Here is a 20779-nt window from a genome sequence, read left to right as displayed (position 1 = left end):
ACTGCACGGGACGCTGCCGCACACCGACTCACCGCGTGAAGAAGTACGCCAGCGCCAGCACCGCGGGCACCGCCAGGGCGGCGCAGCCCCAGATCATCGCGGTCTGCTTGTCGCGCCCCTTCTGCTCCTCGGTGCGCGGACGCTCCCCGGACGGAAAGCCGTCGGCCCGGGCGCGTTCCTTCTCCCGGCGCTGATGGGAGATCATCCGGATGACGGCGACCGCGACGAAGGCGAGGGCCGTCAGACCGAACAGAAGCAGGATCAGGGTGTCGATGAGAACTCCTCCACCGTGGGCGATGAGCGGGTAGCGGGTACAGGCAGGATCTCACGTCCCGGCGCCGCATCCTGGATGGTTCCTATACTGGCCGGGATGGTCGCGACCGCCCCCGGTGGATCGCCCGACGGACCGAACCCGCAGATCTGATCCAGCAGGGTGCCCACGCCGCGACCGGCACCGAACCGAGGAGGAACCGCGCAGGTGAGTGCACCGAGCAGAGAGTTCGACGTCGAAGCGATCCGGGCGGATTTCCCGATCCTGGAACGCATGCTGGATCCGGACACCCCGATGATCTACCTCGACGGCGGCGCCACCTCGCAACGCCCCCGGCAGGTCATCGACGCCGAGGTCGACTACCTCACCCGCGACCATGCGGCCGTCAAGCGCGGAGCACACCGGATGGCGGCCGCCGCGACCGACGCCTACGAGGGAGCCCGTGACCGGGTGGCCGCCTTCCTCGGTGCCCCGTCCCCGGACGAGGTCGTGTTCACCAAGAACGCCACCGAGGCCCTGAACCTCGTCGCACACTCCCTGGGCGACGGGGACGGCTCCACCCCGGACCATCTGCGGGTGAGCGAGGGCGACGAGATCCTCGTGACCGAGATGGAGCATCATGCGAACCTGGTGCCGTGGCAGCAGCTGGCCCGCCGCACCGGGGCCACCCTGCGGTGGATCCCGATGGCCGAGGACTTCACGCTGGACCTGACGGACCTGGACGCGCTGCTGACCGAGCGCACCAAGGTGTTCGCCCTGACCCACCAGTCCAACGTGCTGGGCACCATCACCCCGCTGCCCCGCCTGCTCGAGGCGGCCCGCGCGGTCGGAGCCCTCACCGTCGTCGATGCCGCACAGTCGGCACCCCACATGCCGTACGACCTGGCCGCGCTCGGCGCGGACTTCGTCGCGCTGTCCGGGCACAAGATGCTCGGTCCCACCGGCATCGGGGTGCTGTGGGGCCGTTACGAGCACCTCGCCGCCCTGCCCCCGTTCCTCACCGGCGGCTCGATGATCGAGATGGTCCACCTCGATCACTCCACCTTCGCCGAGCCCCCGGCCCGCTTCGAGGCCGGGACCCCGCCGATCAGCCAGGCCGTCGGCCTCGCCGCCGCGACGGACTACCTCGCCGCCCTGGGGATGGAACAGGTCGCCGACCACGAACGGGCCCTGACCCAGCGGGCGCTGCGCGGGCTCGCCGCCCTCGAGGACGTGCGGATCATCGGCCCCGCCCTGGCGCCCGAGCGCACCGGTGCGGTCTCCTTCGAGCTGGCCGGCCGCCACCCGCACGACGTCGGCCAGGTGCTCGACTCGCTCGGCATCGAGGTGCGGGTCGGCCATCACTGCGCCTGGCCCCTGCACCGCCGCTACGGACTGCACGGCACCACCCGCGCCAGCTTCTCCGTCCACACCACCGCCGCCGAGGTCGATGCCTTCGTCGACGGCGTCGCCCGCACCGCCGATTTCTTCAGGTCGCTGTCATGAGCACCGCACTGAACTCCCTGTACACCGAGCTCGTCATCGAGCACGACAAGCGGCCCCTGCACGCCGGGCTGCGCGAGCCCTTCGACGCCGAGGTCCACCACGTGAACCCCACCTGCGGCGACGAGATCACCCTGCGCCTGCAGCTGTCCGGGGACAGCGAGCACGAGCGGATCGAGGACGTCTCCTACGACGCGATCGGCTGCGCCATGAGCCGCGCGGCCGCCTCGATCATGGCGGACCTCCTGATCGGCCGCACGGTCGCCGAGGTCGAACCGGTCCGCGAGCACTTCGAGGAGGCCATGCGCTCCCGGGGCACGCTCAAGGGGGACGAGGACCTGATCGGCGACGGCGTCGCGCTGCTCGGCGCCGCCAAGTTCCCCGCCCGCGTCAAGTGCGTGCTGATGCCCTGGAAGGCCTACCGCGCCGCTCTGGTCGAGGCCCGCGAGGAGGCGGGACGATGAGCGCGCCGACGAGCGTCGGCTCCGTCACCGGCATCCTCGAGGAGACCTACCCGCTCTCCTGGGCCGAGGACTGGGACCGGGTCGGTCTGGTGCTGGGGGAGCGCGCGGCGGACGTCCAGCGGGTGCTGCTGGCCGTGGATCCCACCCTCGAGGTGGCGCGCGAGGCCGTGGGCCGCGATGCCGAGCTGCTGGTCACCCACCATCCGCTGCTGCTGCGCGGTGCCAGCTTCCTGCCGGCCGACGAGGGTAAGGGCGCGGTCGTCACGCATCTGCTGCGCTCCGGTGTCGCCCTGTGGTGCGGGCACACGAACGTCGACCGCTCCACCCGCGGCACCGTCGGTGCCTGGACCCGGGCGCTGGATCTGCGCGGCGCCCAGCCGCTGATCCCGGCGCAGGAGGCCGAGGACGGGGCCCACGGCTCGAGCCTGTTCGGCCTCGGCGCGATCGGTGAGCTCCCGGAGCCGACCACCGTCGGCGCCCTCGCCCGCGTCGTCGCCGACCTCGTCCCGGCCACCGCCCGCGGCATCCTGCACACCGGCCCGGGCGACCGCGAGGTCGAACGGGTGGCGGTGTGCCCCGGGGCGGGAGATTCCTTCCTCGAGCAGGCCGCCGCCGCGGGGGTGGACGCCTACATCACCTCGGACCTGCGCCACCATCCGGCGCTCGAGCATGTCGAGGCGAACGCGGATCCGGCTGCCGTGCCGGCGCTGCTCGACGTGCCGCATGCGGCCAGCGAGGCGCTCTGGCTACCGCTGGCCCGTGACCTGCTCACCGAGACCGTGCCCGGTCTCGAGGTGCTGGTCAGCACGCACACCACCGACCCGTGGGGCGGTCGCTCCGCCTGATCGACGTGCTGACGAGGGACGAGTCGGCAGGAGATCAGGCACGTGGGCAGGGCCTGATCGACGTGCTGACGAGGGACGAGTCGGCAGGAGATCAGGCACGTGGGCAGGGCCTGATCGACGTGCTGACGAGGGACGAGTCGGCAGGAGATCAGGCACGTGGGCGGGGTCTGATCGACGTGCTGACGAGGGACGAGTCGGCAGGAGATCAGGCACGTGGGCAGGGTCTCCTGACGGCTCAGCCCACCCGGTCCACGACGACCAGGCGGTCGCCCTCGAGCTCGACCTGCAGCTGCGTCCCGAAAGCGGTGCGGACGACGTCGACGGCCTCGTCGGCCGAGGTCGGCGTCCGCTCGGCCTCCAGCAGCGCGCGGGTGACCAGTCCGCGGTACCGCTTGGCGTCGTGCGAGATCACCTTCCGCACCCCGGCGCGCTCCTGGACCGGGGACACCTCGAGCACGCGCACGCCGTCGCCGCTGCGCATCGTCATCATGGAACGGTACGAGCCGGAGCGGCAGTCGATGACGACGGGGGATCCGGACTCCGCCTGCTCCTGGCGCAGCTCGCCGGCGAGGGGCTTCAGGCGCGGCGACCACCAGGAACCCGCCTTGCCGAGGCGGGAGAGGGTGGAGCCGGCGGAGAGGCGATATGCCGGGATCCGGTCGACGTCGGCGTCGACGAGCCCGAACAGGGCGCTCTGGACCAGCACGCGGCGATCCGCGGCGGGTGAGTGGTCCCGGCGGAGCTGGTCGTACAGCACCCCGGAGTAGACGGCCAGGGCGCCGGCGGTCGGCTCCGCCTCGATCCGCGCCATGCGCTCCAGCAGCTCCGGGGAGGAGGCGGGGACGCCGAGCATCGCCGCGCCGTTCTGCGCGGCGGCGGTGCGCTGGGCGGCGCGCAGGACAGTGCCGCGCGCCTCGGTCAGCTGGGGCAGGCCGAGCGAGGCGAGCTCGAGCGGAGCGGCGCCCTCGTCGGCGGGGCGGGTCTTGGTCTCCGAGGGCGGCAGCAGGATCAGCACCCGACCATTCTGAGCCGTGCCCTGCCGGCGCACCGACAGCAGGTGGGGAGATGTTCCGCACGCCAGAGCACTCCTGAGCCGATCGGCGGGCCCGGCCCGGTCCGCTGGTCGGCGTAGACTGGCAACGGACCAGTCGGCCGGGCAGTCGCGTCCTCGGAGCTCACGCTCCGGGGTCGAGGAAAGTCCGGGCTCCATCCGGCACGGTGGTGGGTAACACCCACCCGGAGTGATCCGCGGGACAGTGCCACAGAGAGCAGACCGCCGCCGACGCCCTGCGGGGCACCGGCGGTAAGGGTGAAAGGGTGGTGTAAGAGACCACCGCGGCCTCGGCGACGAGGTCGGCACGGTAAACCCCACCGGGAGCAAGGTCAGACAGGGAACATTCGAGGGCGCCGGCCCGAGTTCCCGGGTAGACCGCTGGAGGTCGTCGGCAACGGCGATCCGAGAGGGATGGCTGCCGATCACAGAACCCGGCTTACAGGCCGGCTGGTCCGCCCCGCGCCTGCAGGTCGACTACTTCGTCTTCTCGGCGTCCTTCTTGGCCTTCTTCGCCAGCGCCTTCTGCTCCTGGCGGGCCAGGGACGCGGCCCCGATGATCCCGGCCTCGTTGCGCAGCTTCGCCGGCACGATCGTGGTCTTCAGATCCAGCAGCGGCAGGAAATGCTTGTGCTTCTTCGAGACCCCGCCGCCGACGATGATGCGATCGGGGCTGAACAGGAACTCGATGTGGGAGAAGTACTCCTGCAGCCGCGCGGCCCAGGTCTCCCAGTCCAGGTCCTCGCGCTCCCGGATCGAGCTGGCCATGTACTTCTCGGCGGAGTCGCCGTGCAGCAGCACATGGCCCAGCTCGGCGTTGGGCACCAGCGTGCCGTCGACGAACATCGCACTGCCCACGCCGGTGCCCAGCGTGATCACCAGGACCACACCCTTCTTCTTGCGGCCCGCCCCGAAGTCCATCTCGGCGATGCCGGCGGCGTCGGCGTCGTTGACGACGAACACGTCGTGTCCGGTGCGCTCTGTGAGCAGGGCGTCCACGTCGGTGCCGATCCAGGAGTCGTCGACGTTCGCGGCGGTCTGGGCGACGCCGTGCTGGATCACGGCGGGAAAGGTGACCCCCACGGGCATCTCGTCGTCGAGGTCGAAGGACGAGATCAGCTCAGCGACGGTGTCCGCGACCGCATCCGGCAGCGACGGCTGCGGGGTGGGGATCCGCACCCGATCCGCGGTCAGCTCACCGGTGGACAGATCCACCGGGGCACCCTTGATGCCGCTGCCGCCGATGTCGATCCCGAACGCCCTGCGGTGCTTCTTCGCCATCACCCCTCCTGAATCCGGTGCACCGGGCGCGATGTCGCCCGGCGGGTCGCGCCGCCGCCGGGGCGCTCACGGCGGTCACGATACCCGCACCCCGCTGGTCAGGGATGGTCAGGGACCGCGTTCGCGGCCGCGTCCGACCCTCACACGACGGTGAGCAGCTCAGGACCCTGGTCGGTGATCAGCATCGTGTGCTCGAACTGGGCGGTGAAGGAGCGGTCCTTGGTCACCACGGTCCAGCCGTCGTCCCACTGCTCCCAGGCCTGGGAGCCGATCGTGACCATGGGCTCGATCGTGAAGGTCATGCCTTCCTCGATCACGTCGTCGAACAGGGGAGCGGAGTCGTAGTGGGGGATCACCAGGCCGTTGTGGAAGCCTTCGGCGACGCCGTGGCCGGTGTAGTCCCGCACCGACTCGTAGCCGTGCCGGGCCACGAACTTCTCGATCACGCGCCCGATGACGTTGACCTCGCGGCCGGGCTTGGCGACCTTGACGCCGCGCATCATCGCCTCGTGGGATCGCTCGACGAGATCGTGCGCGGCGGGGTGGACCTCGCCCACCTCGAAGGTGGCGTTGGTGTCTCCGTGGACCCCGTGGAGGAAGGCGGTGACGTCGACGTTGAGGATGTCGCCGGCCTGCATCACGGTCGAGTCCGGGATGCCGTGGCAGATGACCTCGTTCAGGCTGGTGCAGCAGGACTTCTCGAAGCCCAGGTAGCCGAGGGTGGAGGGGTAGGCGCCGTGCTCGATCAGCACGTCGTGGACGACCTCGTCGATGTGGTCGGTGGTCGCGCCCGGCACGGCGGCCTCGCCGGCGGCGGCCAGGGCGAGGGCCGCGACGCGGCTGGCCTCGCGCACCCGCTCGATCACGTCGGCGCTCTGGACCTTGGGGCCGGAGTCGGAGACCGCCTCGTCCTTGCCCACGTACTCGGGGCGCTCGATGCGCGCGGGCACCGCACGTCGCGGGCTCACCGTGCCGGGCACCAGCAGCTCGCGGCCTTCAGGACGGGTCCACACCTGATCTACAGTCATACCCATCAGTCTCTCACCGACAGGGGAAGGAATCCGACATGAGCCAGGCCACGGAGTTCTACTACAACCTCGCCACCAAGACGGTGGAGGAGGGCCGGCAGTCCCCGGCGACCGAGCTGATGGGCCCCTACGACTCGCGCGAGGCGGCGCAGCACGCGCTGAGCATCGCGGAGGGCCGCAACGAGCAGTGGGACGAGGCCGACGCCGACTGGAACGGCGCGGCCGGCGACGAGAAGGGCTGAGCGCGGACGCCGCGGTCCGATCGAGACCGTCATCCTGGGCGGGTCAGGCGGATCCGAGGCGCCCACGATGACGGTCTCGCTCTCGGCGCGGTTCCTCACTCGAAGGAGTGCTCCTCGCCGGGGTAGGAGCGCTCCCCGACCTCGACCCGGTACTGCTCGGCCGCCCGGGTGAGGTCGCGGCGCAGATCCGCGAAGGTCTTGACGAATTTTCCGTGGAAGCCGGACAGGCCCGCCATGTCCTGCCACACCAGCACCTGACCGTCGCAGGCCGGACCGGCACCGATGCCGATGGTGGGGATCTGCACCACCTCCGTGATGCGGGCGGCGACCGAGGCCGGCACCAGCTCGAGCACGAGCGCGGAGGCGCCGGCCTCCTGGACCGCCACCGCGTCCTCGGCGAGCTGATCAGCGGCGTGGGCATCGCGTCCCTGGACCCGGTGTCCGGACAGGGCGTTGACCGACTGCGGGGTGAAGCCGAGATGGCCCATCACCGGGATGCCGGCCTCGACCAGGGCCCGGATCTGCGGCGCGACCGCGTGACCGCCCTCGAGCTTGACCATCTCCGCGCCGGCACGGATCAGCTCGACACCGTGCCGGACGGCGTCGAGCGGTCCGGTCTCATAGGTGCCGAAGGCGAGGTCGGCCACGACCAGCGGACGGTGCACGCTGCGGGCGACCGCCCCGGTGAAGGTGAGCATGTCCTGATGCGTGGTGGCGGTGGTCGAGGAGTGCCCCAGCACTGTGGTGCCCACCGAATCCCCGACCAGCAGCACGTCGATGCCGGCCTCCTCGAAGGCCTGCGCGGAGAACTGGTCGTAGGCGGTGAGCATCGAGAACGGCCGCCCACGGTCCTTCGCGTCGTGCAGATGACGGATGCGGACCTTGGCGGGGCCGACGGGGCCGGACGGTGTGCTCACGATGATGCTCCTGGACGGATCGAGGGAGGCGGGGGCCGAGAGGGCCGCCGGTTCGGCGCGTGCCGGGGCGGCCGCTGGAACCGGTGAGCACACAGCCTATCGGCGTGCGCAGGGCGGTGAGCGGCGGTGGCGCCGCGTCGGCTGCGGCACCGCGGGAGCACCCGCCGAGGAGGACCCCGGGCCGGACGGGGAGTTCTCCCCATACCGCCCCCGCCGGACTCATGGCAGTCTGTTCCTGAGTCGGTAGGGAAACCGGCACCATGTGGGTGATGAGGGAGGAACAGGACATGACGACGATCATGCGCAGAACGGTTCGGGGAGCGGCGACGGGCCTGGGGGCCCTCGCCATCGTGGCGGGAGCATCCTCCTGCGGCAGCCTGCTCGGGGGTGGCGACGAGGACGGCTCGCAGGACCCTGCGGGCGAGGAGCAGCCCGCCGAGGAGGGCGGTGACGGCGCCGCCGCAGAGGGCGACGACGCCGCCGCCGATGAGGGTGACGCCGCTGCCGACGAGGGGGACGATGCCGCGTCCGACGAAGGCGACGACACCGCCGCCGAGGATGACGAGGACGATGCCGGCACCGACGGGGGCGATGACGTCGCGACGGACGAGGGCGGGGATGACCCCGCGACCGGGGGCGAGGTGGCCGAGGAGGAGCTCGGCGCCGCCAAGCAGCGGGTGCTCACGTTCTTCGAGGCCCTGGGCGAGCAGGATGCCGAGGCCGCGTGCAGCGTCATGCTCGATCCCAGCACCGGCGAGCCGGCCAGCGGCGAGGGCCTCACCGATTGCGTCGATGAGTTGGAGTCCAGCGGACAGATGGAGCAGTTCACGCCGGAGGTCGTCGACGTGATCACCGAGGACATGCTCGAGGCGGAGGGCAACGACGACGGGACGATCACCATCTCGGCGGCCGGTACCGAGGTCTCCATGGAGAAGGCCGACGACGGCAAGTGGTACATCGCGGGCTGATCCGTCGACCGATCGCGGTGATCGGGCGAAGCGATTCGGATGGGCGGCCCCGCTCTCGTGCGAGAGCCGCCCATCTCTCGTGCGAGGGCGGCCCAGCTCTCGTTCCGCATGGTCCCGGTGGCGACGACGGTCGCCGCCCCTGAGGCACACTGGCCCCATGGAACATTTCCACGATGACGTCATCCGGAAGGTCTCCGACAGCGACGTGCGCTTCGTCCGGCTGTGGTTCTGCGACATCGCGGGGACGCTGAAGTCCATCGCGATCTCCCCGTCGGACCTCGAGACCGCCTTCACCGAGGGCATCGGGATCGACGGTTCCACGATCGAGGGGCTCACCCGCAGCTACGAGTCCGACATGATCCTGCGCCCCGACCCGTCCACCTTCGAGCTGCTGGCCTGGCGCGGGGAGATCAATGCCACCGGACGGATGATGTGCGACGTGCTCACCCCGGACGGGGAGCCCGCCGCTTCCGATCCCCGCCGCGTGCTGCGTGAGGCGCTGTCGCGGGCGGAGGAGAAGGGCCTGGAGTTCTTCGCCCACCCCGAGATCGAGTTCTACCTGTTCGACGAGCCGTACCGGCCGGGGGAGCGGCTGGCACCGATCGACAACGCCGGCTACTTCGACCACGTCCACCGCGGGCAGGGCCAGGACTTCCGGCGCACCGCCATCCAGCACCTGGAGGCGATGAACATCCAGGTCGAGTTCTCCCACCACGAGAACGGTCCCGGCCAGAACGAGATCGACCTGCGCTACGCGGACGCGATGACCACCGCGGACAACATCATCACCCTGCGCACCGTGGTCAAGGAGGTCGCCCTGTCGATGGGGCAGGTGGCGACCTTCATGCCCAAGCCGATGATCGACCAGCCCGGGTCCGGCATGCACACCCACCTGTCGATGTTCCAGGGCGGCAAGAACGCCTTCCACGAACCCGGCGCCGAGTACGGGCTCTCCCGGGTGGGTCGCCAGTTCATCGCCGGGCTGCTGCGCCACGCCCCGGAGTACAGCGCGGTCACCAACCAGTGGGTGAACTCCTACAAGCGGCTGTGGGGAGCGCAGGAGGCCCCGAGCTACGTCTGCTGGGGCCACAACAACCGCTCCGCCCTGGTGCGGGTGCCGTTCCACAAGCCCACCAAGGGCACCAGCTCCCGCGTCGAATTCCGCGGCCTGGACTCCGCCGCGAACCCCTATCTCGCCCTCGCCGTGCTGCTGAACGCGGGCATGGCCGGGATCGAGGGGGAGTACGAGCTGCCCGAGGGCGCGGAGGACGCGGTCTGGGACCTCACCGAGCGGGAGCGTCTCGCGATGGGCATCGAGCCGCTGCCTACCGACCTGTTCCGGGCGCTGGAGACCTTCGAGAGCTCCGAGCTGATGGCCTCCACGCTCGGTGAGCAGGTCTTCGAGTTCTTCCTGCGTGACAAGCAGCAGGAGTGGCAGCGCTATCGCGAGCAGGTGACCGACTACGAGCTCGCCTCGACCTTCAGCCGGGTCTGAGCGCACCTGAGGGCAGCAGAGAGGAGGACGCAGCGATGGCGACGGAGCCGCCCACCACCACCGGTGCCCTCGCGCGCCTGGGATTCAGCCGCACCGACCGGGTCCAGCGATTCCTGGACGAGCCGGTGCTCGCCGCCCTCGGGAAGGGGGCGATCCAGCACCTCGGGGCGACGGCCGACGGGGACGACGCGGTGCTCGGCCTGCTGCGCCTGGCGGAATCCGCCCAGGAATCCGGGCAGCAGGCGCTGATGGACGACTTCCTGGCGTCGGTCGGGACCCGCGGCAGCCACGGCGACCGGCTGATCCGCCTGCTGGGCACCTCGGTCGCGCTCGGCGACTTCCTCGCCCGTCATCCCGAGAGCCTCGAGGCGCTGCGGGAGGGGGACGACGACCTGACCGTCAGCGCCGCCGACGTCCGCGAGACGCTGCTGCGCGCCGTCGGGGCGGACCCGTCGGCCTCCGTCCCCGTCGCCGACGAGGGCGCGCGCGAGATGCGCGATGCCCTGCGGGTCGCCTACCACGAACGCCTGGTGCTGATCGCGGCGGCCGACGTCCTCGCTCCCGATCCCACCGCGCTGCAGCCCCAGGTCTCGGCCGCGCTCAGCGACCTCGCCGATGCGGCCCTCGATGCCGCCGCGGCGATCGCCCGTGCCGCGGTGACGGGCCACGAGAAGATCCGATGGGCCGTGATCGCGCTGGGCAAGACCGGGGCTCGGGAGCTGAACTTCCTCTCCGACGTCGACGTCATGCACGTCATCGCCCCGGCCCCGGGGTACGGCGGCGAGGCCGGTCAGGAGAGCCAGGACGGTGAGGGCGGCACGGCCGACGAGGACGGCGTCGTGGACGAGGAGGAGCTGGTCGCCCTGGGCTCCGCGCTGGCCCGGGAGCTGGCCCGCGCCGCCTCGGACCGCACCGGCGAGGGATCTCTGTGGCAGGTCGATGCGAACCTGAGGCCCGAGGGAAAGGACGGGCCGCTGGTGCGCACCCTGGACTCCTACCGCCGCTACTACGACCAATGGGCCCACTCCTGGGAGTTCCAAGCCCTGTTGAAGGCCCGCGCCGCCGCCGGGGACGTGGCCCTCGGCCGCGACTTCGAGGAGATGGTCGAGCCGTGGGTGTGGCAGGCCTCGACCCGGGACAGCTTCGTCGAGGACACCCGGGCGATGCGCCGCCGCGTGGTCGCCCACATCCCGCGCGGCGAGGTCGACCGCAACATCAAGCTCGGCCCCGGCGGCCTGCGCGACGTCGAGTTCACCGTGCAGCTGCTGCAGATGGTCCACGGCCGCACGGATTCCCGTCTGCAGAGTCGGTCCACCCTGGAGTCCCTGGCACGGCTGGGGGAGGGCGGGTTCATCTCCCGCGACCATGTCGTCGAGATGGACGAGGCCTACCGGTTCCTGCGCTGCATCGAACACCGCTTGCAGCTGCACCGGATGCGACGCACCCAGGTGCTTCCCACCTCGGGGGCGGACCTGCGGCGACTCGCCCGCACGATGGGGCTGACCCAGGACCAGTTCCATCAGCGCTACAACCGCACCCGGCGCCGGGTGCGTCAGCTGCACGAGGAGATCTTCTACCGCCCGCTGCTGGTGACCGCCTCGCAGCTGTCCGACGGCCAGATCTCGCTGACCCCCGAATCGGCCACGGCCCGCCTGGCCGCGATCGGGTACCGCGACGGCGCCCGGGCGCTCAGCCACATCTCGGCGCTGACCGAGGGCATCTCGCGGCGTGCGAAGATCCAGCGCCAGCTGCTGCCGGCCATGCTGGAGTGGTTCGCCGACGGGATCGACCCCGACCTCGGCCTGCTCTCCTTCCGCCGCCTGTCGGACACCATCGGCTCGGCCCACTGGTACCTGGGGCTTCTGCGCGACTCCGGCCTGGCGGCCAAACGCCTCACCCGGGTCCTGGCGGCCAGCCGCTTCGTCGGCGAACAGCTCGAGCAGATCCCGGAGGCGGTGCGCTGGCTGGCCCGCGACGAGCTGCTGCGGCCGCTGGACCGGGACGTGCTGGGCCGCGAGTTCCTGGCCGTGATCTCGCGGGTGGACTCCGTGGAGGTCGCCCGGGACGTGCTGCGCCGCTCCCGCAGCCGCGAGCTGCTGCGCATCGCGCTGGCGCACCTGACCGGCGTGGCCACACCCGCGCAGGTCTCTCGCGCGCTGACGGATCTCGCCGAGGCCGTGCTCGAGGCCGGGCTGCTGGTCGCCTTCCACGTCGTGGCCCGGGAGCGGGAGGTGGTCGACGACGACGCGGAGACCCTCGACGAGATCGACGAGGTCGACGTCGACACCGCCGAGCGGCTGCGCGAGCGGCGCACGGATCCGGCCCGCGCCCTCGGCATCGAGATGGCCATCCTCGCCCAGGGCAGCTTCGGGGCCCGAGAGATGGGATACGCCTCCGACGCCGACGTGCAGTTCCTGGTGCTCGACCGCGGCGCCGGCAGCAGCGCCGGGGAGATCGCGATCGCGGTGGCCACCCAGACCCAGCGGATCCTCAACGCTCCCGCCGCCGGCACCGATATGAAGGTCAGTGCCGATCTGCGCCCGGAGGGGAAGATCGGCCCGCTGGCCCGCAGCCTCGAGGCCTGGACCGACTACTACCGGCGCGATGCCCAGACCTGGGAGAAGCAGGCGCTGCTGCGGGCCCGCCCGGTGGTGGCCTCGGCCGCCGTCGCCGAGCAGCTGATCGAGGAGATGGACCGCCACCGGTATCCCGCCGGCGGGCTGGATGAGTCCTCGCGCCGGGAGATCGTGCGGATGAAGGCGAGGATCGAATCGGAACGGCTGCCGCGCAACGCGGATCCCTCCCGCCATCTGAAGCTGGGTCGCGGCGGCATGACCGACGTCGAATGGTGCGCGCAGATCCTCGCGATGGACCACGGCCACGAGGTCGAGGGCATGCGCACCACCCACACGCTGACCCAGCTCGAGGCCGCCGCGGAGGCGGAGCTGCTCACCGCCCGCGAGAGGGACGAGCTCACCGAGGCCTGGGGTCTGGCCTGGCAGGTGCGCCGCTGCCTGTTCCTGTGGAAGCGGCGCGAGGGCGATGTGCTGCCCTCGGACCGCACCGAGCTGCTCGCCCTCGCCTGGCTGATCGACGGGGACGACACCTCCGCCTCCGATCTCGAGGAGCGGTACCTGCGCCTGACCCGTCGAGCCCGAATGATCGCCGAACGCCTCATCTTCGATGGGGAGGAGTGAGCAGCCAGGAGTGAGCATGGCCGAGCGGCTCCGCCCGCCTGTGACCCGCGCGCGCCCTCCGGCGCGTCCGGGCCCCGCAGCGTCATCGCGCCGCGGTCGCGTCGTACCGTGTTCCCTGTCCCCGTCGTCCATCGCGCCCGCCGGCGCGCTCCCGAGGAGCCATGACCACCCCGAAGCTCAGCGCCGACACCCCGCGCGGCCGCATGTACCGACTCGAGCCCGAGGGCCCGCTGCTGTACCCGTCGATCACCACGGTCTCGGGTATGCGTGCGAAGGACTTCCTGCAGGGCTGGTACGCGACGATGGCCTCGAAGCGTGCCCTGGAGATGTATGCGTGGCTGGATCGCAATCCGGACCGCGCCGCCGCGGAGATCTCCCGGGTCTCCCGGGACAAGTGGGGCTCCCAGAAGCGCATCGCCGCGGCCGCTCCGGAGTACACCAGGAGCGCTGCGGACTTCGGGACCCTGGTCCATGCGGCCTGCGAGCTGTGGGGGACCAGCGGCTCCCGGCCCTCGGCGGACGAGGTCGGCGGGATCGCTGAATCCATGCGCGCCGAGCAGGGGGCGTTCGTGACGGAGAAGGATCCCGGTGCCCTGATCGCCCGGGCCGACGTCCGCCTGGACGGCTACGCCCGCTTCCTGGAGGACTACCAGCCCGAGTTCGTCGAGGTCGAGCAGACCGTCGTCAACCACACCGTCGGCTATGCCGGGACCACCGACGCGATCGTGAAGATCGGCAACACCCTGCTCAGCGCGGACATCAAGACCTCCAAGAAGGTCCGCGGGGACTATGCGCTGCAGGGGGTGGCGGTGTGCCGCGCCGAAGAGCTGCTGGACGATGACGGCACCGTGCGGGAGATGCCCGAGCTGACCGGGGCGTTCATCATCCACCTGCCGGAGGCCGGCGGGTACCAGGCGGTGCCGCTGCGCACCGGCGACGCCGAGTTCGAGGTGTTCCGCTCCCTGCGCAGCGCCTGGTCCTTCGAGCCCGACGAATGCGCGCTCGGGGCCGCCTCCGGGCCCAAGGATCTGCTGCTGTCGCTGCTGCGCGCCAAGGGCGGCATCGACGGGCTCGACTGAGGATCGACCCGCGCGATCGAGGACCGAGGCGCACGGGCCGGTCCCGGCCCGGTCATTCCGGGCGCAGGATCCCTCGGGCCCGTGCCCGCGCCACCGCTTCGGTGCGGCTGGTGACGCCGAGCTTGTCGAAGACGTGCACCAGATGCGTCTTCACCGTGGCCTGGGAGAGGAACAGGTCGCTCGCGATCTGAGCGTTCGTGCGCCCGGCCGCGACGCGGGTGAGCACCTCCATCTCCCGCGCGCTGAGCGTGGTGTCCGCCTGGCGCTCCCGCAGCCGCTGGGAGATCCGCGGGTCCACGGCCCCGGCCCCGCTGCGGGCGCGCTGCACGGCGGCCACCAGCTCCTCGGCGGGGGAGTCCTTCAGCAGATATCCGGCGGCCCCGGCATCCATCGCGGCGGTGACGTCCTGGTCGTTGTCGTAGGTGGTCAGCACGAGCACGGCGGGTTGCGAGGAGGCCTGCCGCAGGGCGGGGATGACGTCGGTGCCGCGCTTCTGGCCGACTCCGAACTGGAGGTCCAGCAGCACCACGTCCGGTGCGGTCGAGCGGGCCAGCAGCACCGCCTCCTGTGGCGTCGCCGCCTCCCCGATGACCTCCACCTCGCTCTCCGCGCCGAGCACGGCGATCAGGCCTCGGCGCACGATCGCGTGGTCGTCGGCCAGCAGCACTCGGATCATGGGGGCTCCTCAGAGGTGGGGGGAACGGAGGTGTCGTGCGGAGCGGATCCGTCGGGCGGGACTGATCCGTCGGGCGGGGCGGGGTCGGGCTCGTGCGGCAGCGGCAGCACCACCTGGATGGCCGTGCCGCTGCCGGGGGCGGACTCGATGAGCATCCTGCCTCCGACGGATGCGGCGCGCGCCCGCGCCGAGCGCAGTCCGAAGCCCGCCACCAGCTCCGGGTCGAAGCCGCGGCCGTCGTCGACGACGTCCAGCAGCAGCTCGTGCTCGTGGAGTCCGAGGGTGGCCATGGTGCGCGAGGCGTCGGCGTGCTGGATGACATTGGCCAGCAGGGACTCGACCAGGCGCAGCAGGGCGCGGGCGGTGCTGCGCGGCAGCGCCTCCAGCTCGTCGTCGTCGACCTCGTCGCGCAGGTCGATCCGGGTGCGCCCGGCCGTGGCCGCATCCGCCACCAGGCGCTGCAGCTCCTCGCGCAGCGCGCCCCCGGAGGGGACCTCCACCTCTGCGGCATCGACGAAGCGGCGGGTCTGCATGCCGGTGCGGGCGGCGGCCGCCCGGGCCTCCTGCACCAGGGCGCCGGCCTCCTCGGTCTCCTGGCGCTCGAGCGCGGCCGTGGCCGCGTCCAGCAGCAGGTGGATCGAGAGGTTCGACTGGGCGACCGTGTCGTGCAGCTCGCTGGCGATGCGATCGCGTTCGGCGGCCTGGGTCGCCGCACGGGTCTGCTCGGCGATGGTGTCGCGCGCGGCGGCGAGCTGGCGCGCCAATCGGGTGCGCCGGTCCACCTCCCGCTGCAGGGCTCGGACCGTGACGACGACGGCGAGGGCGACCAGCGCCCCGATCACGGGGCCGGCCACCTCGCCGGGCATGGGGTCGAAGGACCACTCGCTGTATCCGAGCACGCCGATCGCGGTGACGATCGCGAGGGTGATCAGACCCCCGACCAGCGGCAGCGCGTAGAGCACCGCGAAGTCCAGGCCGAAGGCCACCCACACGGCATCGGGCCCGACAGCGAAGGTGCAGGCCCAGATCACGATGCTGGGCGCGAGATAGGTCAGGGCGCTCCAGGACCCTTCGGGCCCGGCCCGATGGCGCAGTGCGCGGCGGGCGCCGAGGGAGTAGACGGCCGTGAACAGCGCCAGCAGCGCCACCGTGATCCAGCCGTCGGCCGAGGACGGAGGCGCGAGGGCGAGCCCGGTCACCAGCATCACCATCAGGTACACGAGGGCATGGACCGCCCAGCGCAACGAGGCGGCGAAGGGAGTCAGGGGGAGGTCCGTCTCCAGAGCCCCCGCGTCGGCCGGGTCGCGCGGGGCCCCGGGAGCCGACGAAGCATCGGGGGCCGCCCCGGCGCCCGGAACAGCCGGGGCCCCGGGGCTTCCCGGATCTCCCGGGCCCTCGGCCCTCGCCTGCTGCTCGCTCATGTCGACGACCCTATCCGCGATGCCCGGGGCCCCGGAGCGCACTCTGGCCTTGCCCCGGGTTGAACACTCGTATAGCGTGGTTTGAACACCAGTTCAGTCGTCTTGGTCGGACCGGTCAGCGCACGGCTGGCGCACCGTCTGCCGGGCCCCACCGCGCATCAGGACCGCGCCGTCGGCCCCGCATCAGCACCCGCGCAGCCGTGCCGCACGACGAAGGAGCATCATGGCCGATCCGATCCCCGCCGACGAGCGGATCCTGCAGGCCGCACTGCGCCGCTTCGCGGTCGATGGTCTGAGCGCACCGCTGCGCCGGGTGGCCGAGGACGCCGGGGTCAGCGCCGGACTGATCATCCATCACTACGGATCCCGCGAGAAGCTGCTCGAGGCCTGCGACCAGCGGACCCTGGAGGTCACCCGGACGGAGAAGTCCGGTCTGCTCGCGGGCGGCTCCGGAGAGCTCCTGGCCCAGCTCGCGCAGGCCGAGCAGTACGCCCCGGTCGTCGGGTACGTGCTGCGCCGCCTCCAGGCCGGCGGCCCGCTCGCGATCCAGCTCGTCGAGGACTTCGCCACGAGCGCTGTCGACTATCTCGCCGACGGCGAGCGCGCCGGGACCATCACCCCCAGCCGCGACCCGCAGGGCCGGGCCGAGGTCCTCATGGAGATGGCCCTCGGCGCGCTGCTGCTGCAGCTCCCGGCCCAGCGCGAGCAGCTGGACCTCGAGGAGCTGCCCGCCTGGCTGCGGAAGTACACCCAGCGGATCATCGGGCCCCTGCTCGAGATCTACACGATCCCGCTGCTGACGGACCGTTCGCTGCTCGACGCCTACCTCGCCACCACCGCCGGACCCGACCCCACGCCCTCACCACCGACGACCGGGGAGAGACCATGACCACCACCGACGCCACCGCATCGACCACCTCGACCACGGACGCGGCCGTCGTCGTCCGCGACCTCACCAAGACCTTCGGCGCCACCCGCGCGCTGGACGCCTTCTCGCTGACCGTGCCCACCGGCCAGGTCACCGGGTTCCTGGGCCCCAACGGCGCCGGGAAGTCCACCACCATCCGCATCCTGCTCGGCCTGCTGAAGGCCACCTCGGGAACTGCCGAGGTGCTGGGGATGGATCCGTGGTCCCACGCCGTGCAGATCCATCACCGTCTCGCCTACGTCCCCGGCGACACCAACCTGTGGCCGAACCTGACCGGGGGAGAGGCCATCGACGTGCTCACCTCCTCCGAGCGAGGATCGGCGCACCGGCGCCGTCGCGAGGAGCTCATCGAGCGCTTCGAACTGGACCCCACCAAGCGCTGCCGCACCTATTCCAAGGGCAACCGGCAGAAGGTGGCCCTGGTCGCGGCCCTCTCCCGGGACGTCGACCTCTACGTCATGGATGAACCCACCTCCGGGCTGGATCCTCTGATGGAGGCGATCTTCACCGACGAGGTCAGCCGCCTGCGCACCGCCGGGCGCACGGTGCTGCTGTCCAGCCACATCCTGGCGGAGGTCGAGAAGCTCTGCGACACGGTCACCATCATCCGCGCGGGTCGCGACGTCGAGAGCGGGACGCTCGCCCAGCTGCGTCACCTCACCCGCTCCACCGTCGCCGCGACCACCACGGCCGACGCCGGCGTGCTGCAGGGGACCGAGGGGGTGCACGACCTCGTCGCCGAGGGCGGACGGATCCGCTTCGACGTCGACGACGCGGCGGTCCACGACGTGCTGCCCGTCCTGTCCCGGATGGAGGCCACCAGCCTCACGATCACCCCACCCTCTCTCGAGGACCTGTTCCTGCGTCATTACGGCGACGAGCTGGAGCCGGGCGAGGACGTCGCCGAGGACCGCTCACGATGAGCGCCACGGATCGCGCGACCGCCGCGCGCCACACCCACCTGCTCGAGGTCCGTCCCACCTCCCCGCTGACCGGGATCGGCGCGCTCGTGCGACTGTTCGGCCGCATCTCCCGCCGCCAGATCATCATCTGGGCCCTGGCCATGGTCGTCACCGTCGCCGCCTCGGTGGTGGCGCTGAAGGAGGCCTATCCCGACCAGGAGGCCCTCGACGCCCGCGCCGCGCTGCTGGGCAACCCCTCGGCCGTGCTGATGACCGGACCGGCCTTCGCCCGCGACCACTACACGCTGTGGGCGGCCGTGGCCAACGAGCTGTTCCTCTACGTCCTGCTGGCCGGGGCGATCATGAGCATCCTGCTGACGGTCCGCCACACCCGCGCGGAGGAGGAGGCCGGGCGGTTGGAGATGCTGCGGTCCCTGCCCACGGGGCGTCTGGCTCCCGCTGCGGCGGCGCTCGTCGTGGTGGCGATCGCGAACCTCGTCCTCGGTGCCGCCGTGAGCATCGCCGTGCTGGTCACCGGCGCTCCCGTGCTCGACGGCATCGCGCTCGGGGCGGCGACCGCCCTGACGGGGCTGGTGTTCGCCGGTATCGCCGCCGTGGCCGCGCAGGTGACCGAGCATGGCGGCACCGCGTCCGGCCTCGCCCTCGGAGCCCTCGCCGTCGCCTTCCTGGTGCGCGGCGTGGGCGATGTGATCGAGGAGGAAGGGTCCTGGCTGTCGTGGTTCTCGCCGCTGGCCTGGGCGCAGCAGTCCAAGGTGTTCGTCGAGGTGCGCTGGTGGCCGCTGGCGGTATCCGTCGCCGCGATTTTCGTGCTCGTCGCGCTCGCGGCCGTCCTGTCCCGTCGCCGCGATCTCGGCTCCGGTCTGCGTCCGGCCGCGGCGGGCCCCGACGCGGCGTCCGCGGCGCTGCGGGCCCCCGGTGGCCTGGCGCGGCGCCTGGTGACGCCGATGATGGTCACCTGGGCGATCGGGCTGTTCCTGTTCGCGATCGCCTTCGGGTCCCTGGCCTCCTCTCTCGAGGACATGGTCGAGCAGATCCCGACGATCGGGGAGTTCGCCCCGATCGACGTCGACGACCTCACCCGGTCGTTCACCGGGTACATCCTGCTGATGCTCGCCCTGGGGCCCGTCGGCCTGATCGTCTCCGGCGTGCTGCGACTGCGGTCCGAGGAGCAGGAGGGGCGTATGGCCGGGACGCTGCTGGCCGGCATCGGGCGGATCACCGTCGCCCTGCGCTGGGTGGTCGTGGTGACGCTGGAGGTGTTCGCCCTGCAGGTGCTCCTCGGGCTCGGCACGGGGATCGGGGTGTGGCAGGCGACGGGGGAGACCTCCTGGATCGGGGAGTCGACCCTCGCCGCCCTCGCGTACCTTCCCGCGATCGCCTTCACGGGCGCGCTGACCCTGGCGCTGTACGGGCTGCGGGTGCGCCTGGCCGGCCTCGCCTGGCTGATGGTGATCTGGGCCGCGCTGGACACCTTCCTCGGTGACCTGCTGCAGCTGCCCCAGTGGGCGCGGAACCTCTCGGTGCTCCACCACGTGCCGGCCGTGCCCGACGCGGACCTGGAGGTGACCCCGCTGGCCGTGATGGCGGCGCTGGCCGTGCTGCTCACGGTGGTGGGGCTGGGAGCGCTGCGACGGAGGGACCTCGTGGCGGGGTAGCCCGGTGGCATCGGCGTGCCCGGCGTCGGGATCGACAGGAGTGCCCCGCTGTTCTTCGGCGACGACGTCTCATGACCTGGTCCGCGAGAGCGGCAAGACGGCCGACGCCGAACAGTTGCGTCTCACGGCGTCGATCCTTCACCTCCTGAACGATGCCCACAGGGGGCTCAGAGCCTGCAACCCAATCGGTCGGACTCCTTGAAGGTTCCCAGCAAGATCGTAGCCTGTGACTCAGGACACGGAGCGGGCCGTTCCGCTCGGGTGCTGTTCGAGTCGGTGCGAGCGCCGTATCGGCGGCACCGTCGCACGGCGCCTGAGTGAAGCTTCTGATCGGAGGATCGTCGATGAACGCCACTGTTCCCAGCGGCCCCGCCCATGGCCGAGGGACCAAGGATATCGGGCGATCGCCCGTGCGATTGGCCGCGTTGCTGTGCGGGTTCGTCTTCCTCGTCGTCGGCGTCGCCGGGTTCGTTCCCGGCGTGACGACGAACTTCGATTCGATAGGGATCGCCGCTCGCTCGGAGGCGATGCTGCTGGGCATCTTCCAGGTGTCCGCGCTGCACAACGTCATCCACCTGCTTTACGGCTTCGCCGGTCTCACACTGTCGAGACTCTCGGGCACGGCGCGGCTCTACCTGCTGGTCGGCGGCATCATCTACGCGGTGCTGTGGATCTACGGCATCGTCATCGACAAAGACTCGACGGCGAATTTCGTGCCGCTGAATACCGCCGATGACTGGTTGCACTTCGTGCTGGCGCTCACCATGATCGGCCTCTCGGTCCTTCCTCGGCATGCCGCGCCTACCGCAGCGGAGGCCGACCGTCGACCCTGAGTCGTCCTGTCCGTGCCGTGCGA

The 20779-nt window shown here is 71.4% G+C and carries 19 protein-coding genes and 1 other RNA gene; 13 read left to right on the top strand and 7 right to left on the bottom strand.

Annotated elements, in window-relative coordinates:
* Positions 1 to 28: 28 nt before the first annotated feature.
* On the bottom strand, positions 29 to 205 hold the full coding sequence (locus JOF44_RS02230; RefSeq protein WP_209886832.1) for a hypothetical protein: 177 nt from the start codon (positions 203 to 205) through the stop codon (positions 29 to 31).
* Positions 206 to 478: 273 nt separating this feature from the next.
* Here JOF44_RS02230 and JOF44_RS02225 point away from each other — a divergent pair, with 273 nt between their 5' ends.
* Genes JOF44_RS02225 through JOF44_RS02215 form a run of 3 tightly spaced genes read left to right on the top strand, consistent with a single transcriptional unit; the run spans position 479 to position 3062 of the window.
* Entirely contained in the window at positions 479 to 1756 is a 1278-nt protein-coding gene (locus tag JOF44_RS02225) for an aminotransferase class V-fold PLP-dependent enzyme (protein ID WP_209886829.1), read from the top strand.
* Positions 1753 to 2217, top strand: a complete 465-nt coding sequence (gene sufU / locus JOF44_RS02220; protein ID WP_209886826.1) for a Fe-S cluster assembly sulfur transfer protein SufU — start codon at positions 1753 to 1755, stop codon at positions 2215 to 2217. Before JOF44_RS02225 ends, sufU begins: the two co-directional genes overlap by 4 nt.
* Complete coding sequence (locus tag JOF44_RS02215) at positions 2214 to 3062, top strand: Nif3-like dinuclear metal center hexameric protein (RefSeq protein WP_209886822.1); 849 nt, start codon at positions 2214 to 2216, stop codon at positions 3060 to 3062. The genes sufU and JOF44_RS02215 overlap by 4 nt, the downstream gene beginning before the upstream one ends.
* A gap of 235 nt (positions 3063 to 3297) precedes the next feature.
* Here JOF44_RS02215 and JOF44_RS02210 read toward each other — a convergent pair whose 3' ends face one another.
* Positions 3298 to 4077, bottom strand: coding sequence for a YaaA family protein (locus JOF44_RS02210; RefSeq protein ID WP_209886819.1), 780 nt, complete (start codon positions 4075 to 4077; stop codon positions 3298 to 3300).
* Positions 4078 to 4206: 129 nt separating this feature from the next.
* Here JOF44_RS02210 and rnpB point away from each other — a divergent pair.
* Positions 4207 to 4571: RNase P RNA component class A (gene rnpB, locus JOF44_RS02205), an RNA gene on the top strand.
* Between the two features lie 19 nt (positions 4572 to 4590).
* Here rnpB and ppgK read toward each other — a convergent pair.
* Positions 4591 to 5394: a polyphosphate--glucose phosphotransferase gene (ppgK, locus tag JOF44_RS02200; RefSeq protein WP_209886815.1), complete on the bottom strand. Its 804-nt coding sequence runs from the start codon at positions 5392 to 5394 to the stop codon at positions 4591 to 4593.
* 140 nt (positions 5395 to 5534) lie between these two features.
* Entirely contained in the window at positions 5535 to 6422 is an 888-nt protein-coding gene (gene map, locus JOF44_RS02195) for a type I methionyl aminopeptidase (protein ID WP_209886812.1), read from the bottom strand.
* Between the two features lie 38 nt (positions 6423 to 6460).
* Between map and JOF44_RS02190 the strand changes: the two genes are divergently transcribed.
* Positions 6461 to 6664 (top strand): SPOR domain-containing protein, encoded by a 204-nt coding sequence (locus JOF44_RS02190; RefSeq protein WP_209886809.1) that lies wholly within the window; start codon positions 6461 to 6463, stop codon positions 6662 to 6664.
* A gap of 95 nt (positions 6665 to 6759) precedes the next feature.
* Here the strand turns inward: JOF44_RS02190 and panB are convergent, their stop codons facing one another.
* The gene (gene panB / locus JOF44_RS02185) at positions 6760 to 7581 is read right to left on the bottom strand and encodes a 3-methyl-2-oxobutanoate hydroxymethyltransferase (protein WP_342591640.1); all 822 of its coding nucleotides are present in this window, start codon (positions 7579 to 7581) and stop codon (positions 6760 to 6762) included.
* Positions 7582 to 7868: 287 nt separating this feature from the next.
* Between panB and JOF44_RS02180 the strand changes: the two genes are divergently transcribed.
* The 4 genes from JOF44_RS02180 to JOF44_RS02165 all read left to right on the top strand — a co-directional run bounded on the left by JOF44_RS02180 (position 7869) and on the right by JOF44_RS02165 (position 14320).
* The gene (locus JOF44_RS02180; protein ID WP_209886806.1) at positions 7869 to 8549 is read left to right on the top strand and encodes a hypothetical protein; all 681 of its coding nucleotides are present in this window, start codon (positions 7869 to 7871) and stop codon (positions 8547 to 8549) included.
* A gap of 157 nt (positions 8550 to 8706) precedes the next feature.
* Entirely contained in the window at positions 8707 to 10044 is a 1338-nt protein-coding gene (locus JOF44_RS02175; protein ID WP_209886803.1) for a glutamine synthetase family protein, read from the top strand.
* A 35-nt stretch (positions 10045 to 10079) separates the two neighbouring features.
* A complete protein-coding gene (locus JOF44_RS02170) occupies positions 10080 to 13241 on the top strand; it encodes a bifunctional [glutamine synthetase] adenylyltransferase/[glutamine synthetase]-adenylyl-L-tyrosine phosphorylase (protein ID WP_209886800.1) in 3162 nt (1053 codons plus the stop codon).
* A gap of 161 nt (positions 13242 to 13402) precedes the next feature.
* Entirely contained in the window at positions 13403 to 14320 is a 918-nt protein-coding gene (locus JOF44_RS02165; RefSeq protein ID WP_209886797.1) for a hypothetical protein, read from the top strand.
* 52 nt (positions 14321 to 14372) lie between these two features.
* Here the strand turns inward: JOF44_RS02165 and JOF44_RS02160 are convergent, their stop codons facing one another.
* Together JOF44_RS02160 and JOF44_RS02155 are read right to left on the bottom strand one after the other, a co-directional pair.
* Positions 14373 to 14996, bottom strand: coding sequence for a response regulator (locus tag JOF44_RS02160; RefSeq protein WP_209886794.1), 624 nt, complete (start codon positions 14994 to 14996; stop codon positions 14373 to 14375).
* Entirely contained in the window at positions 14993 to 16417 is a 1425-nt protein-coding gene (locus JOF44_RS02155; RefSeq protein WP_209886790.1) for a sensor histidine kinase, read from the bottom strand. Before JOF44_RS02155 ends, JOF44_RS02160 begins: the two co-directional genes overlap by 4 nt.
* A 223-nt stretch (positions 16418 to 16640) precedes the next feature.
* Here JOF44_RS02155 and JOF44_RS02150 point away from each other — a divergent pair, with 223 nt between their 5' ends.
* From JOF44_RS02150 to JOF44_RS02135, 4 genes are all read left to right on the top strand, one after another.
* Entirely contained in the window at positions 16641 to 17306 is a 666-nt protein-coding gene (locus JOF44_RS02150; RefSeq protein WP_209886787.1) for a TetR/AcrR family transcriptional regulator, read from the top strand.
* A complete protein-coding gene (locus JOF44_RS02145) occupies positions 17303 to 18268 on the top strand; it encodes an ABC transporter ATP-binding protein (RefSeq protein ID WP_209886785.1) in 966 nt (321 codons plus the stop codon). The genes JOF44_RS02150 and JOF44_RS02145 overlap by 4 nt, the downstream gene beginning before the upstream one ends.
* Positions 18265 to 19923, top strand: a complete 1659-nt coding sequence (locus JOF44_RS02140) for an ABC transporter permease (RefSeq protein ID WP_245348818.1) — start codon at positions 18265 to 18267, stop codon at positions 19921 to 19923. Before JOF44_RS02145 ends, JOF44_RS02140 begins: the two co-directional genes overlap by 4 nt.
* A 344-nt stretch (positions 19924 to 20267) precedes the next feature.
* Positions 20268 to 20756 (top strand): DUF4383 domain-containing protein, encoded by a 489-nt coding sequence (locus JOF44_RS02135; protein ID WP_209886782.1) that lies wholly within the window; start codon positions 20268 to 20270, stop codon positions 20754 to 20756.
* The last annotated feature ends 23 nt before the right edge of the window (positions 20757 to 20779 follow it).

Origin of the sequence: Brachybacterium fresconis, assembly GCF_017876515.1 — a bacterium.
Lineage (GTDB): Bacteria > Actinomycetota > Actinomycetes > Actinomycetales > Dermabacteraceae > Brachybacterium > Brachybacterium fresconis.
Note: the sequence above shows the minus strand (reverse complement) of the source record. Positions and strands in the feature narration are given on the sequence as shown.